We start from the raw sequence: 14,365 nt of genomic DNA on the forward strand, positions 1-14,365 counted from the left end.
AAATAAATCCATAATTAAAAATTGAGAAAAGAGGAAGAATTAACATGAAAATTAATCTAAATACAAAATTCAACGTAGATGATAATGGGTATGTATGGGTGTTTAATGCGTATATTCCTGTTCAAATTATAGGGATTAAAGTCCTTGTTGATAAAAAGGGTATCGAAGTTAGTTATGAAGTTGATGATGCGTTAGTAAGAGAAGTAAAAGAATCTGATTTATTAACTGAAAAGGAAGCCGAATTAAATAACGTTTGAAAATAAATAGAATCTACATAATGAATGGAATAAGGTGAACTGCTAATGGCTAATAAGGAAAATGAATTATGGATTAAATTTCTGGAAGATTACAGATTAAAACATGCATTGGAAGTAGGGGAGTTGCAGCAAGAGTTAATATCTTTTTCTGTAGATAAATTTGAAATCATCCCATACTATGAGGGATTAAGAGTTTTTATGAAGTATAGAAATAGAAAGTTTGCCATACACGAAAGACCTAAAAATGCTAAATCGAACATCAAAATAGGTGCTCGTTCTTTAACGTTTAATATAAAGTATGAAGTTGAAGACTTACTAAATGAACTATTTTCATGGTTTGATTTTTATGAGGATGGTAAAGAAAAAAGAGATGGTATGATAAATGTATTGAGTGATTTTGTATTTTACGTAAAGCAACAAGTTAAAGATAAAGAAACGGATATTGTGTTGTACGCAAAGCAATAAGTTAAGAGAAAAGAAAAATCATAAAAAGAGCATCTGTTATGGATGCTTTTTTGTGTTTTAAATAGAATAAAAAAACTAGTGCAAATGCACTAGTTTAAAAAATTTAAATGTTTAACCTTGAAAGTGTTCGGAGAATACAGTGTCTTTAGGAAATTTATTTAATTCTTCTTTGGTTAAATTATATAGTCTTTGGGAATGTCCTAAAACCGTATAAAATTTTCCTGGAGAATTGGCGCTAACATAAGACATTTTTAAAATAAACGTTGAGTCATGTTTTAACTTTTCGTAAAAGTAATTAGAAACAATTATGAATAGAGGTGGATTTAGAGGTTCCTCTGCCCAAGTTTTTATGTCGTTCAATAATTGTTCTTTATCAATGTTTAAAGGCAATCGCTTCTCCAATTCTTTTCCTAGTTCATCTTCTAATAATAAACGACGATTTTTTAAATCATTAATATAATTTTTATCAGAAAGCCGCTGCTTTATTATCTCATCTTTAATTTTAATTAGGGCATTATTTAAAGCAGAAAGGTGATAATTTTCTATCTCATCTTTGATTTCAATTATAGAATTAATTAAAGAAGAAATCTTTTCATCTGTAGACAGTTCCTTAGAAATTTGAATTAATTCATTTAACATGAAATAACCTCCATTTACTCTTTGTTTTTTGTAGTATATCATGGATTGAAATCAAATGGAAAATTTATCATATTCCTATAGTTTGTATGTATAAGATAAGTAAACTCCATTATTTTCGATGTTAGTTAAGATATATTTATCCAAAGATTTATCTTCTAAGAAAGCTTCAATTTTGCCGCCACTCTCAATTACGTATAGTTGAGGACGGAATTCATCTTGCTTAACATGAGCAAAGGTAATTGTGTTAGACATAACCATAATTCCAACGCTGTCAATAATCTTAAGGTTGATTACCACAGCGCCTCTATATTCATGTAAATAGTCCAACATATCTCTCATTGTTGTTCGTCCTTCTTTAAAAGATTTAATCTTTGCAAACGGAATTACATTTGTCATCATTATTTCCTCCAATGTTGTTTTAAATAGTATAGCTTAGTTTGGATAAATGTAAAATGATATTAGAATTAGTTCGTTTGTTGTTGAACTACAATAGGTTATTAAAAGATGGGAAATTAGAATGGATTACATTATATGGTACTTGTTTGCCCTAAATAAAAATTGCATGGTAAAATTAAAGAAAAAAAACACAAAGGATGATTCAGTATGACTAAAAGAGAAAAGATTATGACAAAGAAAGATAAGTTTCGTAGAGTTGCTTCTGCACTCTTTGATATTGTAGGAGTTGAAAATTACTTTTATCATAGATACGAAGCTTTAAAACACAGTTTAACAGAAGAAGAAAAAGCTATTGAGAAAAAGTTGTGGAGAGTTTATATGGATGGATTAAAACCTAGACATGAAAACAATGAAGAATACGACCATTACATTCAAATGGCTTTAACCTTTGTAAAAACGGTAGTTGGAAAGTATGTACCGGAAGAAGAAATGAAACATGCAAATGGTCACGACTTCACTTTCGAGTTTTTAGAAAGAGACTTAGATTGCAAAGAAGTTGAAAGTTGGAAAGTAGGTAGTGAATTTATCTGTATTTTAAATGGAAATGTTTCTGTGAAACGTATTCCATTAGAAACTGATGAAAATGGTAATTGGAAAAACCATCTGTATGGAGCAATATATGAATCTGAATTAATTGATGAAAACTTTAAACCAGAATTTGCTAATATGGATGGAGGCTTATATGAAGTTATTGAAACTGGAGAACGTTTTGATATAAGGGATGCATGGGGAAAAACATTAGAAATTGATAGTGATACAAAGAAATCACATACCATAATTAAAGCATTCGAGTATGAGAAGGAACCTGTTGATGATGAAATGGATGATTTCGGTCTTGGATATGGAGAAGTGTCTGAGTGTTCAAGATGTAGAGGCGGAGGATGTGCTCAATGTGACAGAAGTGGATTTTTCACAGGATTTCCTATTTATGAATAAAACATTATAACCAAACAGGCTGCTCATGAGAGCGGTCTTTTTTTAGTTGCAAAGACTATTGATAAGGATAATTTAATAATGAGAAAAATAATAAAAAAGAAGAAAATAATAGAAATTTAAAATAAACGTGTTTATGTATGAGGTATTTTAACAAAAATGCTTATTTTGATATAAAATATTAAAAATCTATTAGCGAAATCAATAACGGGGAGAGTTTAAAAATGTCAGATATTCTTATTTTTACAGATATAGTAAATGAAGTTGCAGGTCCACATATTGAAAGTTTAAAAAACGAATATGGATTCCCTGGGGAGTGTGCACTTTCTTCTCATTTGATTGGGGGATATTTACAGAAAGAATTTGATGTGAATATTGTGTACGGGACATTTGGCGATGATGATTTTTTCCATTGTTGGTTGGAATATAAAGGAGTAATTGTAGATTTTACATTGTTTCAATTTCTAACTAGGAAAAAAAGACAAAGTTTCTATCAAAAAAGCACGGCGAAAGAAATATTGGACTACATGTTAGAACATCAAGAATCTTATTTTATCCATCAACAGGATGATAGATATTATGATTATAATCCAATAACTTATGTACCGTCTGTATTTGAAAATAGTTATATGCCATCTGAGTGTAAACATACTTGTGGAATAAAAGAATCCTATGAAAAGTTCCTTCAGAAATCAAAAGAACAAGAAATATATATAAATCTAAGTTGGTATCACTCAAAGGACATAAATAATATAACTTTTCATCAATTGCTAGAAAAACTAAACTTAAAATTAAGTAGAAAGTTTGGAACAAAGTGGGTCATCCGTTCATTAAAAAATAGAACGAGAGAATTAACAGTCTAATTAACCTCAGGTGTAAGTATTTCCTTGGAATAAGGATATTCTTACACTTTTTTATCATTTTAAGAGGATAAAACGAAACAGTAGATGAGAGAGCTTAATAGATATAGATGCTATTTAAGAATGTAAATTAAGTAGGTATGAAAATATGTTTCAAATACTTGATTTAATTATAGTTTCATTATATTAAAATTAAAAATCAATTGAAACGGAGGTGAACATGGTTGAAAAAAATCGTAATCATAGTAATAGCTTTACTTGTTATCGGCGGTGGTGGTTTTGCAGGATGGAAGTTTTTCTTGCAAAAAGATAAAGGTAAAGAAGAAACAGTAAAGGTTGAAGATTTATCAGCAAGCGAATTGCTTGGTTTAACTGTAAAAACAGAAGGAGAAAAAGGTGAAATTTCAACAGAATTAGTAGATGGAGGAAGGATAACAGTTGCATTTGATGTTGTTCTTGAAAATGCAAAAGCTAAAAAAGAACTTGAAGAAAGACATTCTCAAATGGTATCTACAGCACTGGAAACATTAATGTCTAAATCAACAGAAGATTTAGCAGGAGCTCCAGGAAAGCAAAATCTTGAACTTGCTTTACAAAAGAGATTTGGTGCATGGATGAAAGAGGGTAAAGTAATTAAAGTTTTTGTTACTAAAATTAGTATTAGCTAATATTGAAGTTTAATTGTATCCAATAAAGCAAAGGGAGTCTAAGTCTAAACACTTAGATTCCCTTTGCTTTTTGTAGGTTTCTTTTTATTTGTAACAGTATTCTTATTCTTGTTTTTAGAGCCTAATTTATATCCCAAAAATAACAATAAAAATTGATATAGTACAAAAAAGAGAAAAACAAGAACGATGCCTATTCCAGATTGTATCCAGCTAACTACTGTGCCCTCTACTATAAAAGCATATAATGTAACAATTAAGATGCTTAGAGATAAAATAAAGAATGTTCTTGCGTTGCCAGGTTCTTTCAAATTGTTCTTCATTTCTTGTAGTGGTGTTAATTTTCTAGGCTTTCGTTTGTACGTGGATTTGTTTTTAATAGTTTTTTTCTTGGGAACAGATTGTTCTATGGATGAATCATTGTTTTGTTCGCTGGGTTCTAATTTTCTCGGTTTGACCTTTTTAGTAACTTGTTTTTTAACTGTTCCTTGGCGTTTTGCCTTTACCGTATTGGCACTATCATTTTGAGAATTTGTCATTATATAAACGTGAGCCTCCTTTGATTGGAATTCATATAGTCTAGTTTGTGTTACACATTTAATGAGAATACGATAATTATAATTAATTAATTATATTCTATGAAATGGGTAAAGTTTCCGTCAATATAAGAAAAAATTATTATTTCTCTAGTTAATATTAATATGTATATGAAAAAAAAGACAAGGAAATTCCTCGTCTTTCTTATTATTCAAATTTAAATTGATTCACTCTATTCTTTAATTCATCAGCAATTTCAGATAAAGTTTTAATAACAGTTACTACGTCTTCTGTTGAAGCAGTTTGCTCTTCTGAAGATTGTGCTACTTCTTGCGCTAACTTAGATGCAACAGCAGTAGCTTCCTTAATGATTTCAACAGCTTCAAGAATAGATTCAACACTATTTTTGATGTATTGGGCAAAGTCAGATGCTTCTTTCATTTGATGATTAATTTCTTTAACAGAAACAGAAATGTCTTCGAATGATTGTTTAGCATCTCCTACTAGAGTTATTCCCTCGTCAACTGAATTAGAACCCTCAGTAATTGCTCCTACCACTGTTAGTGTCTCTTTTTGAATTTGATTAATTAATTCACTAATTTCTTGTGTAGCTTTTCCGGATTGTTCAGCAAGTTTTCTTACTTCGTCAGCTACTACTGCAAAACCTTTTCCATTTTCGCCAGCACGAGCTGCTTCAATGCTTGCATTTAAAGCTAATAAATTAGTTTGTTCAGCAAAGTCAGTGATAGTAGAAACAATATTGCCTACTGCATCAGATTTTTTCTTTAATTCACCCATAGCATTATTAATTTGCAATGTTTTTTCAGCGATGTTTTGCATTTGCGTAATCGTATTTTCAACAACGATGTTTCCTCTGTCTGCTTTATTAGAAGATTCAACAGATGAATTTTCAGCTTCTATAATGATTTGAGTCATGCTATTAACATCTTCAAAGATTTTAGTGATTTCTTGATTTACTTTCACAGAAGTATCTACTTGTTCAACATTACTTGTAGCTACATTTTGAATATGAGTAGATATAGATTTAGAGTTTACTTCTAAGCTTTCAGAATTCATTTTTAATCTTTGTGATGTTTCCGCAACTTGAAGTGAATTTTTTGAAACATGACTAAGTGTTTCTCTGAAATTACGAACAAGTTGATTAAAACTCTCGGTTAGTTCGCTTATTTCATCATTTCCTTTCACTTTCAGTTCTTTGATACTTAAGTCACCTTCAGAAACGGTTCTTGCATAGTTTTTCAACTCAACAAGTGGTTTAATAGTAGCTCTGATTAATAAGATAGTTAGAACTGTAACTATTAATATTGGAATCAAACCGAATAATAATCCTGTTCCAATTGTTTTAATCGTTCTGTCTTGTACTATTTTAGCATCAAAATCTATTGCACTGATTGCTACTACTTTTTTTGAAGAGTCGTGGTCAATATAAATAGGAGCATATCCGCTGATTCTGTCATAGTTTCCTTCTTTATATATATCAGAATATGCAGTATGCTTGTGATGAGTAACCATTTTCAAAGATTCTTCAGAAATTGGGAACTTATCACCTATTTTATAACCTTGTTTAGCCATATTTTCATCTAATGCTAAAATTGTGCCATCTGTAGAAAGAATATATTGATTAAGGAATATCTTTTTGTGAGCAACAGTCCAAGAGATAGTTTCGCCCACTTTTTTCGATAATGTTTTATCCTTACTTACTAATCCTTCGATTTCTGCTGGTGTTAATAAACCAGTGGTAATATTGGCACAACCCACTAATTCTACGCCGGCAGCATCTTTAATTTCTCTGTAGCTGATGTTATAGTTTACGACTGACATGGCTACAACACACAGCAAAAACATAATACTGATAATAAAACCTAGTTTTTTGGTTACAGTGTTCCTCATAATTCAGGAGTCACCTTACTTTCTTATTAAAACGCATTGATTATAGTGCCTTTGTTGTTTGTTTGCAACAAAAAACAAACAAAAGGTAGAAGAGTTACTCTTATATGATAAAGAGACCTATCATATTGTAATACAGGGCTCATTTATACATTATGTATGAATGGGGAAACCCCTACATTTAATCAGTAAAATTAGGCGTGAATTTCGTTTTATAAGGAATTTTCACGAAAACTAAAATTATGTGATATTTTAATAGGGAAAGAGGTGATGGTTACAAATGGAAAAAATATTTGTAAGTGTAAAAAGAAAAAAATATGGTTTTTTGAGTGTGAAAGGAAGAAAATATGAGTTGGATTTCCCGAACTCTTGGGATAAAAAAGAAATTCAAGAACCTGAAATTTCTGAACCAAAACAAATAATAATTAAAGAAATGTCTAAAGCAGCTGCTAATCCAACAATTTCAAAAATAAAAGATGATTTAAATAAAATGAAATATAGTTCACTTTCAACATTAGAACAGAAACTTATTAGTTTTGAAATGCTGAATAAAATGCATAAGGGTGCGAAAGAAAATCTTATTTGGCTTTGTAGGTATATAGCAGAGCAGGCGGGATTACATCTTGTTGATTCTAGAGAAATGAAGTTAGAAATAATGGAGAATGATTCAAAATTGGAATTCTATGAGGTGGGACCGACAGGAAGACCACTATAAGCACCTACATAATTTGTGGGTGCTTTTTATTTTGTTGAGAAAAATTCTTCTTGAAGGTTTTAATGTTTAGGAATGGGAGGATGTAAATATAAATGATAAACCCTTACTTTTATTTTAAAAGTAAGGGTTTTAAAGTTATTTTTTATTTGAGATATATGTCCATTTGTAAGAGAACTCTCCGCCTGTTGGATGGTAATATAAATCTTTTATATTTTCACGTTGCAACATAGCGCGTCCTCTTTGATAAACCGGAGAAATTGCCATATCGTCCAGTAATACTTTTTCAGCTGCTAACTCAGCATCAAAACGCTCTTGAGGGTTAATTGTGTTTTTTGCTTTTTGTACTAATTCATCATACTTTTTATTAGAGTAAGCCATTTTGTTTTGAGCATTTTCCGTTGTGAACATATCTAAGAAAGTCATTGCATCTGGATAATCTGGACCCCATCCAGATAAAGAAATTTGATAGTCTTTATTGGTTTCTAGCTTTAATTTTTGTGCGAATGGCTGTTGTTTAATTTTAATCGTTACACCTGGTAATGTTTTTTCAATTTGTTCTTTATAGTATTCGCCAATGCGTTTTGCACTATCATTGTCGAAGTTTAATAATTCTAGACTAATCGTATTGATACCAGTTTCTTTCTTCGCTTTGTTCCAATATTCTTTTGCTAGAGATTCATCATATTTACCAAGGTCTCCATTTACTTTACGGAAATCTTCGCCTTTTGCATTAGATACAAAGTTATTTGGGATAAAGTAATAGGCTGGAGAAGAACCGTTATTCAGAATAACATCCACTACGGACTTTTTATCTACAGCAGAATCTATAGCTTTTCTGAAGTTAACATTAGATAATAATTTATTTGATGATTCATTAAAACGTAAGAAATATACTGTCGGTTCATTTATTTTTCTTAAATCAGGACTAGAATTGTACTTATCTACAAATTCAGCAGAAATGGTTCCTCCATCAATTTGTCCACTTTCAAATAAGTTAACTGTAGTAGATACTTCTTTTACTACGTTAAAATCAACTTCTTGTAATTTAACTGTTTTGTTATCCCAATATGAATTGTTTTTCTTTAATTCCCAACCTTTTTCATGTTCCCAATTCGAAAGAATAAATGGTCCGTTATATAATGTCGTCTCGTCTTCTAATCCAAATTTACTACCATGAGAAGTAACGTATTTTTCATTCAATGGGAAGAAGGTAGGGAACGCAACCAATTCAAGGAAATAAGGTACCGGCTTTTCTAGTTGAACTTCTAATGTTTTATCATCGATTGCTTTAACACCTAATTGTGATACTGGTAATTCTTTTTTATTAATTTTTTCTGCATTTTTAACATCAAACATAATATATGCATATTGCGCACCGGTTTCTGGATTTACAGCGCGTTTCCAAGCATATTCAAAATCTTTTGCAGTTACTTGTTCTCCATTAGACCATTTTGCATCTTTTAAGTGGAACGTGTAAGTCTTTTTATCTTTACTAATATCAACTGACTCTGCCATTCCAGAAGTTGCTTTGTTGTTCTTATCTAAACGATATAAGCCTTCCATTGTATTCGTTAATACTTTAAAAGATACGGCGTCAGTTGCTAAGGTTGAATCCATAGTAGGGATTTCAGCTGTTTCTACAAGATGTAATACTTGTTTTGGCTTTGCGGTTTCTTGAGTTTCTTTTCCGCAACCCGCCATAGTAAGCGTTGCTGCCAAAGATAAAGAAGTGAGTAATGCGATTTGTTTTTTCTTCATGATGTTATCCTCCATTTTTAATTTTGATAGTTTAAATAACTAAAGTTCTAAGGTGTGATATATATTTACTGATAATTCAGTAGATTCCTTTTTGAAATAAAACAATTTTCTAAAAATTAAAAACAATATATTAAAATGCAGAGGAATAAGTGAGAGAAGAGGGAAATAAAAAATGGGATATATATAGATATATCCCATTGTCATTTAGTATTGTCTTTTTAACATTTGTTCCAATTTAGGAAGGCAATCAATTACTTCTGCTATTAATTCTAATCCGGAAGCATCACAAATAGTTGTAATTTCTAGTCTTGAAGAAATCGATTGTACAAGTTCTGCAAAAGATAATATATGCGCTGCGATGTTTTCAAAATCAGCAGGGTTTCTTATTAGTATATATAATTCATCTAATAATTTAACTACATTTCTCGTCTTTTGAAATAATCCAAGATTACCTTGAATTACTTTGTTGTTAGGAACTATTTCATTATTATCACTTTTACTAATTAAAAAGGAATAATCATATAATTCATGTAGAAAAGGACAAAATTTGAATTCCCTTATTTCTGAAATTTCTTCCTTGGATAATGTATGTCCTTCTAAGAGGTAACATTCAATGCTGTTCTTTAGAGTTTCCATATAACATGCATCGAGATGAGGGAACTGTTTTAGTGTTTCTATGCATAAATCATAAAGCATATAATTTTCTTCGTTTTGATGAAATTGTATATAAGATGGAATTTTCGGGATTGTAGTAAGTCCCATATAGTAGTGTAACCATTTAGATAAGACTGTACTGAAGATATTACGAATAAGATGAATAGCATCTTCTTCTAAAACAATTATTTTATCCTCGTTGTCTTCCATGAGAATTCTTAATTTTTCAGATTCGAATGTATCGTAAAACATTATTTTTCGTTCATCTAAAGTTATGTTTTTATGTACTGTTAATGCATTATCTACACCTAACAAGGCGAGTTTTACAACCCTTAATCGTGTATTTTCCGTCATTCTTTCAATTTGCTTCTTAGTGAATGGAATTAATCGACTAAGAATATCTTTTAAGTCAAAATTCATATATGTCGTCGTAATTGGATTTTGTACCATAAATGGACTAAGCTTCTGTAGGGTTTCGATTAATACATCATCAACTTTGGATATGTTATTTAAAGAATTATTGTTTGGATTATAAGGTTTCCCATTAATGTTTTCCCTTATATAGTAATCATTTTCGCTTTCATTAGTTTGCACTAAATTCATAAGTTGTTTCCTTAAAATGTGCAGTTCAGGTGAGTTTATCATACCTTCAATGTTTGTTTGTAGAGATATAGTATTTTCTTTCATGGAGTTTCTCCTTTTTTCAAAATTATATCATTGTTTTAATTTAATTATAGAAATTGGTAATAAGGTTTTTAATGAAATAGATTAATGGGTTAATTTTCAATGAATAGAAGGGAAGAGGGGATAGCAATTGCTAGAAAGATAATTATTGTAATTAAAAAAAGCGAGCAAATGCTCGCTTATAGATGTTTACTGTTAATTATGAATCTTAAAGAATCAAATTGTCGACTTTTTGACCATTACGTTTTAAATGTTTGTAAAAATATCTAGATATCAATTCGTTTTTTCTATCTTCAAGTGACATATCACTTTCTAGTTCATCCTCATTTACTAACGATGATAAATAAGTTGTCATTTCAGGAGAAACTTCATATAGTATTTCTGCTAGAAAAGCATTTTGTGCGGATTTATCATCCATTTTAATGATAAACAACTTAGCTAAATCATCTTCTTTTTGAATATCTAGTACCTTTTTATTAACTGCTTTCTTTAAATAAGAAATTACAATAGAGCTGGTTAATTTCTGAAATGGTAGGTTAGTTAAACAACATGTATTATCAAAAATTAACTGAATCTCATTGTCATTTAGTATTTGGTTTTCTAAACGATTTTCTAGAATTTTAGCGATTAATGAATTTATGTTTTTTGAGTATTTCAATGCTGATATCTCTTCTTCATTAATCATATCTAGTTCAATCTGTAAAATGTCGTTTGAATAAAAAGAAATTAATTCTTTCATACGTTCCGAAAGACGGACATTAGACAAAGGGAGTATGAATTTGATAACAGAACGTTGAATGTCTTCAATTACATCATATTCCGTAACAGATAGGTCTCCTCTTGGAGCATCGATATAGTTATATCCATTGCCTCGTACTCTAATCGTTTTTCCTTTCCACTTTCCGATTATTTCTCCGTTTACAAGTTGCATCTCGTAAGTTAAGCTATTTTCCCTCAAGTCGCGACCTGTATCCAAAAATATTAATTCATCTAATTCTGTATAAGTAAATGGTGTTGTCCAAATTTGACTTATTTTAGAAGCATCCTTATGTTTCAATCGAGATGTTATTTCTTCTAAAAGAATCTCTGAATGGTCAACAAAATGCTGCGCAAGTGTATCACTTAAATGAAAACTACTTTTTAGAAAACGATAATGAAGATATGTCTTTTCCGTGGAGCCAAATACACCGGTATTCTCCAGTTCATCAAGGAATAAACAATATTCTATATAAAACTCCTCAATTGTTTTGCATGGCAGCGGATGGTAGTACATGTTATTTAGGTCTTCTTTTTTCCTGTTTTTAAAAACCATATGAGGTGCATAAAAATGAAAATTCATTTTCTTTGTTAGTTTTTTCATGGAAGTAATATAAATGGGTAATTCAGATTGATTTGCCTCATGAAAAATTCTTGGTTCATATTTATGAAGTGCATGTTCTACAATTTTATAAAAATCATCTTCTTTATAAAGTTGTAGATTTTCTAAAATACCTAGAAATGCTGTCTTAGACATTTTATAAAGAGGCGAAGTCAATTCAAGCTCACCAAATTTGATAGGTTTCTTTTCTTCTTTGTGTTCTAATAATAGGGGATTAGACTCCTCGATATTGCGAATCACATTATCAAATATTGTGATGATGTCATTATTATTTTTGGATTTGTTTAGAATTGTTTTTAACATTGAAACTTGATGAGATAATAATGAATAATCTCCTTCAAATGCCTTTTTATCAACCAATTTTTCAATTACTAGAATAAACTCTTTAGTCAATGCAAATAAATATTTTGCATGCTCTTGAGGAATCTCGTCTGTAGAAATCGATTCATATTTTGCAATCATATCAATCACTTTGATAGTTTTCGGAAGTGATATATCAATATGCAAAGAAGTTTTTCCAAGATGGAAAGAAAGTTTATTTACGTAGAATGCATTAATTGTTTCTTCATATAAATTGAAATCTCTCTTTTCGTGGTAACGTTGAATCAATTGCTCAAATAACGATAACTTTGTTTTCTCAGATAAAATACTTCTTGTGCTGTTCAGTAAAATCAATAAATCTTCAGTAGTTAGTTTGAATTCTTTTGTGTTCATTTCATCATTTCCTTTCGATTGAGAAGGCATAGTACCTTTTCAAGTTTTCTAGATTGTATCACAAAATATTATTATCGTGGAAATCATATATGGTTGTAGTTAAAATGTATTTTTGAATTAAAAAGACTCGATTATACAAAAATAAAGCCGCGATGCCGCAGCTTTATGATATGTAGACTTTATTTTATTTTTTCGTAGTTGATTACCATTTCAGGCTTTAGATTGTAGTAATTCATGTAGTAATCTAATACTTGCTGTGTTGGAACTTCACGAACTGATACATCTCCGCCCATACGATTATACAGTTTGTCATTCCCACTATCTACATTATTTATTTTCGGAATAATATAAAACCAACCATCAGAGTCTTTTTCTGAATTAACAACTTTGTCTATTACTAATTCAGATTCGACGACTTTACCTCCGCTCTGCTTAACTAAAAGGTAATTGGATGAGCTCATGTGTTTCCCAGTTGCTTGCATTGAATTTGCAGCACCAGAGCAAGCAGACATAATTGTAACAATAGCTGTTAGTAAAACAGTAATCATCATTTTCTTCATATTAAATTCCCCCATCAATTAAATATGGCTATTGGTCTTTATAAGTGAAATACTAGCATAAATAAAATCCATTTTGCGGGATTTACTGTTTTTTATTTATATGGCATAAATAATTTTTACCCATTGAATTTTACTGTGATAAAATTGTAGTATAAGAAATGCAAAAAGGAGAAGAGGGTATGATACATATCGGCGTAGCAATTATGTACATCACAATAGGTTTGGTGACATATAGATTTGCTGACTTTTTCAAAATTAATAAGAATAGGGTGTCTCATAGAATAGGTAAATGTTTATACGTGAGTGGAATTATCATTTTCTTTGGATGTATATCTACACTATTACCAGGAGTACCTAATGTTACTTCTACAATTGTTTTGGGAATAACCGTTACAATTATGGCAATAGTCATGTTAAAAACTATAAGAGAATTTAGAGATAGAATAAACTATGGTGAATTTTATTTTGCAAATTCGATTAGAAGTAGAGACAAAAAGAAGTTTGATATAGGTTTTAAGAAATTTCCAGAAACTATATTTGAACCAGGTCATATATTCGACTTAGTTGAATTGTTAGCAGAAGAGGGATTATTAGAATTGTGGTTAGAAGATAAAAAACACAAATTCACACAAGAACAAAAAGAAAAAATTGAATCTTTTCGATTATTAGATGTAATGAAAAGGGAAGAGTGGTAGAAAATAATAAATGGAAAGGGTGTAATATATACACTCTTTTTTGATTCGAAATTTTAATTCATTATGTTTAATGCATACAAAAAACCCTACTGTACATATAAGTAGGGTTTTCTTTATTATAGTTTCGGATTAAAAATAAACTTACTAGTTTAATAAATTGTTGATTGTGGATTGTACATCTTGGAATTCTTTAATTTTACGTTCCAAAAGAGTTGTTACTTTTTCTAAGGCTTGCTTCTTACAATCTTCAAGATTTTCAAAATCAAGTTGTTCTGTTTCGATGCCTAATGCTCTTGAAGACAATACCCATCCTTTATAGAAAATATGTCGATGAACAGTGATATCTATTTTTCCAATTGTTGCTGTTAATACACTTGGAGCCTGTTCTCGTTGGGCTCTACTATATGAAGATTTATCCTTCCAAATAATATTTTTATCCATCGTTTGCATCCTTCCTGAAAATGTGGTTCTTTGGTCCTTATTATTA

16 protein-coding genes are annotated in these 14,365 nt (G+C 30.1%); 7 read left to right on the plus strand and 9 right to left on the minus strand.

Annotated features, from left to right (window positions below):
- Nucleotides 1-44: 44 nt before the first annotated feature.
- Together PDL00_RS03625 and PDL00_RS03630 are read left to right on the plus strand one after the other, a co-directional pair.
- Nucleotides 45-257, plus strand: coding sequence for a hypothetical protein (locus PDL00_RS03625; protein WP_270726482.1), 213 nt, complete (start codon nt 45-47; stop codon nt 255-257).
- A 45-nt stretch (nt 258-302) separates the two neighbouring features.
- Nucleotides 303-722: a hypothetical protein gene (locus PDL00_RS03630; protein ID WP_270726484.1), complete on the plus strand. Its 420-nt coding sequence runs from the start codon at nt 303-305 to the stop codon at nt 720-722.
- 111 nt (nt 723-833) lie between these two features.
- On the opposite strand, the gene PDL00_RS03635 is transcribed toward PDL00_RS03630, so the two are convergent.
- Together PDL00_RS03635 and PDL00_RS03640 are read right to left on the minus strand one after the other, a co-directional pair.
- Nucleotides 834-1,361, minus strand: a complete 528-nt coding sequence (locus PDL00_RS03635) for a hypothetical protein (RefSeq protein ID WP_270726486.1) — start codon at nt 1,359-1,361, stop codon at nt 834-836.
- A gap of 75 nt (nt 1,362-1,436) precedes the next feature.
- Nucleotides 1,437-1,757, minus strand: a complete 321-nt coding sequence (locus tag PDL00_RS03640; protein WP_270726488.1) for a hypothetical protein — start codon at nt 1,755-1,757, stop codon at nt 1,437-1,439.
- 207 nt (nt 1,758-1,964) lie between these two features.
- On the opposite strand from PDL00_RS03640, the gene PDL00_RS03645 reads away from it, so the two are divergent.
- From PDL00_RS03645 to PDL00_RS03655, 3 genes are all read left to right on the plus strand, one after another.
- Nucleotides 1,965-2,753, plus strand: coding sequence for a hypothetical protein (locus PDL00_RS03645; protein ID WP_270726491.1), 789 nt, complete (start codon nt 1,965-1,967; stop codon nt 2,751-2,753).
- 221 nt (nt 2,754-2,974) lie between these two features.
- Nucleotides 2,975-3,613 (plus strand): hypothetical protein, encoded by a 639-nt coding sequence (locus tag PDL00_RS03650; RefSeq protein ID WP_270726493.1) that lies wholly within the window; start codon nt 2,975-2,977, stop codon nt 3,611-3,613.
- Nucleotides 3,614-3,834: 221 nt separating this feature from the next.
- Nucleotides 3,835-4,278, plus strand: coding sequence for a flagellar basal body-associated FliL family protein (locus tag PDL00_RS03655; protein WP_270726496.1), 444 nt, complete (start codon nt 3,835-3,837; stop codon nt 4,276-4,278).
- Nucleotides 4,279-4,322: 44 nt separating this feature from the next.
- On the opposite strand, the gene PDL00_RS03660 is transcribed toward PDL00_RS03655, so the two are convergent.
- A complete protein-coding gene (locus tag PDL00_RS03660; RefSeq protein WP_270726499.1) occupies nt 4,323-4,814 on the minus strand; it encodes a hypothetical protein in 492 nt (163 codons plus the stop codon).
- 205 nt (nt 4,815-5,019) lie between these two features.
- A complete protein-coding gene (locus PDL00_RS03665) occupies nt 5,020-6,723 on the minus strand; it encodes a methyl-accepting chemotaxis protein (protein ID WP_270726502.1) in 1,704 nt (567 codons plus the stop codon).
- Nucleotides 6,724-7,000: 277 nt separating this feature from the next.
- On the opposite strand from PDL00_RS03665, the gene PDL00_RS03670 reads away from it, so the two are divergent.
- The gene (locus tag PDL00_RS03670; RefSeq protein ID WP_270726503.1) at nt 7,001-7,435 is read left to right on the plus strand and encodes a hypothetical protein; all 435 of its coding nucleotides are present in this window, start codon (nt 7,001-7,003) and stop codon (nt 7,433-7,435) included.
- A 135-nt stretch (nt 7,436-7,570) separates the two neighbouring features.
- Here PDL00_RS03670 and PDL00_RS03675 read toward each other — a convergent pair whose 3' ends face one another.
- The 4 genes from PDL00_RS03675 to PDL00_RS03690 form a co-directional block, all read right to left on the minus strand.
- Entirely contained in the window at nt 7,571-9,193 is a 1,623-nt protein-coding gene (locus tag PDL00_RS03675) for a peptide ABC transporter substrate-binding protein (RefSeq protein ID WP_270726505.1), read from the minus strand.
- A 204-nt stretch (nt 9,194-9,397) separates the two neighbouring features.
- Entirely contained in the window at nt 9,398-10,534 is a 1,137-nt protein-coding gene (locus PDL00_RS03680) for a hypothetical protein (RefSeq protein ID WP_270726508.1), read from the minus strand.
- Between the two features lie 205 nt (nt 10,535-10,739).
- Complete coding sequence (locus PDL00_RS03685) at nt 10,740-12,623, minus strand: hypothetical protein (protein WP_270726511.1); 1,884 nt, start codon at nt 12,621-12,623, stop codon at nt 10,740-10,742.
- Between the two features lie 179 nt (nt 12,624-12,802).
- Nucleotides 12,803-13,183, minus strand: coding sequence for a hypothetical protein (locus PDL00_RS03690; RefSeq protein WP_098007401.1), 381 nt, complete (start codon nt 13,181-13,183; stop codon nt 12,803-12,805).
- Nucleotides 13,184-13,362: 179 nt separating this feature from the next.
- Between PDL00_RS03690 and PDL00_RS03695 the strand changes: the two genes are divergently transcribed.
- Entirely contained in the window at nt 13,363-13,878 is a 516-nt protein-coding gene (locus tag PDL00_RS03695; RefSeq protein WP_270726513.1) for a hypothetical protein, read from the plus strand.
- A gap of 144 nt (nt 13,879-14,022) precedes the next feature.
- Here the strand turns inward: PDL00_RS03695 and PDL00_RS03700 are convergent, their stop codons facing one another.
- The gene (locus PDL00_RS03700; protein WP_270726516.1) at nt 14,023-14,319 is read right to left on the minus strand and encodes a hypothetical protein; all 297 of its coding nucleotides are present in this window, start codon (nt 14,317-14,319) and stop codon (nt 14,023-14,025) included.
- Nucleotides 14,320-14,365: the final 46 nt, after the last annotated feature.

It is taken from the genome of Bacillus cereus group sp. TH152-1LC (assembly GCF_027710505.1).
Classification (GTDB): Bacteria; Bacillota; Bacilli; order Bacillales; family Bacillaceae_G; genus Bacillus_A; species Bacillus_A mobilis.

What these genes read in the sequence shown, in the direction of transcription:
- PDL00_RS03660 (WP_270726499.1), bottom strand. Translation starts at nt 4,814, where the DNA reads ATGACAAATTCTCAAAATGATAGTGCCAATACGGTAAAGGCAAAACGC.
- PDL00_RS03650 (WP_270726493.1), top strand. Translation starts at nt 2,975, where the DNA reads ATGTCAGATATTCTTATTTTTACAGATATAGTAAATGAAGTTGCAGGT.
- PDL00_RS03630 (WP_270726484.1), top strand. Translation starts at nt 303, where the DNA reads ATGGCTAATAAGGAAAATGAATTATGGATTAAATTTCTGGAAGATTAC.
- PDL00_RS03665 (WP_270726502.1), bottom strand. Translation starts at nt 6,723, where the DNA reads ATGAGGAACACTGTAACCAAAAAACTAGGTTTTATTATCAGTATTATG.
- PDL00_RS03625 (WP_270726482.1), top strand. Translation starts at nt 45, where the DNA reads ATGAAAATTAATCTAAATACAAAATTCAACGTAGATGATAATGGGTAT.
- PDL00_RS03685 (WP_270726511.1), bottom strand. Translation starts at nt 12,623, where the DNA reads ATGAACACAAAAGAATTCAAACTAACTACTGAAGATTTATTGATTTTA.
- PDL00_RS03680 (WP_270726508.1), bottom strand. Translation starts at nt 10,534, where the DNA reads ATGAAAGAAAATACTATATCTCTACAAACAAACATTGAAGGTATGATA.
- PDL00_RS03670 (WP_270726503.1), top strand. Translation starts at nt 7,001, where the DNA reads ATGGAAAAAATATTTGTAAGTGTAAAAAGAAAAAAATATGGTTTTTTG.
- PDL00_RS03690 (WP_098007401.1), bottom strand. Translation starts at nt 13,183, where the DNA reads ATGAAGAAAATGATGATTACTGTTTTACTAACAGCTATTGTTACAATT.
- PDL00_RS03640 (WP_270726488.1), bottom strand. Translation starts at nt 1,757, where the DNA reads ATGACAAATGTAATTCCGTTTGCAAAGATTAAATCTTTTAAAGAAGGA.
- PDL00_RS03635 (WP_270726486.1), bottom strand. Translation starts at nt 1,361, where the DNA reads ATGTTAAATGAATTAATTCAAATTTCTAAGGAACTGTCTACAGATGAA.
- PDL00_RS03700 (WP_270726516.1), bottom strand. Translation starts at nt 14,319, where the DNA reads ATGGATAAAAATATTATTTGGAAGGATAAATCTTCATATAGTAGAGCC.
- PDL00_RS03695 (WP_270726513.1), top strand. Translation starts at nt 13,363, where the DNA reads ATGATACATATCGGCGTAGCAATTATGTACATCACAATAGGTTTGGTG.
- PDL00_RS03645 (WP_270726491.1), top strand. Translation starts at nt 1,965, where the DNA reads ATGACTAAAAGAGAAAAGATTATGACAAAGAAAGATAAGTTTCGTAGA.
- PDL00_RS03675 (WP_270726505.1), bottom strand. Translation starts at nt 9,193, where the DNA reads ATGAAGAAAAAACAAATCGCATTACTCACTTCTTTATCTTTGGCAGCA.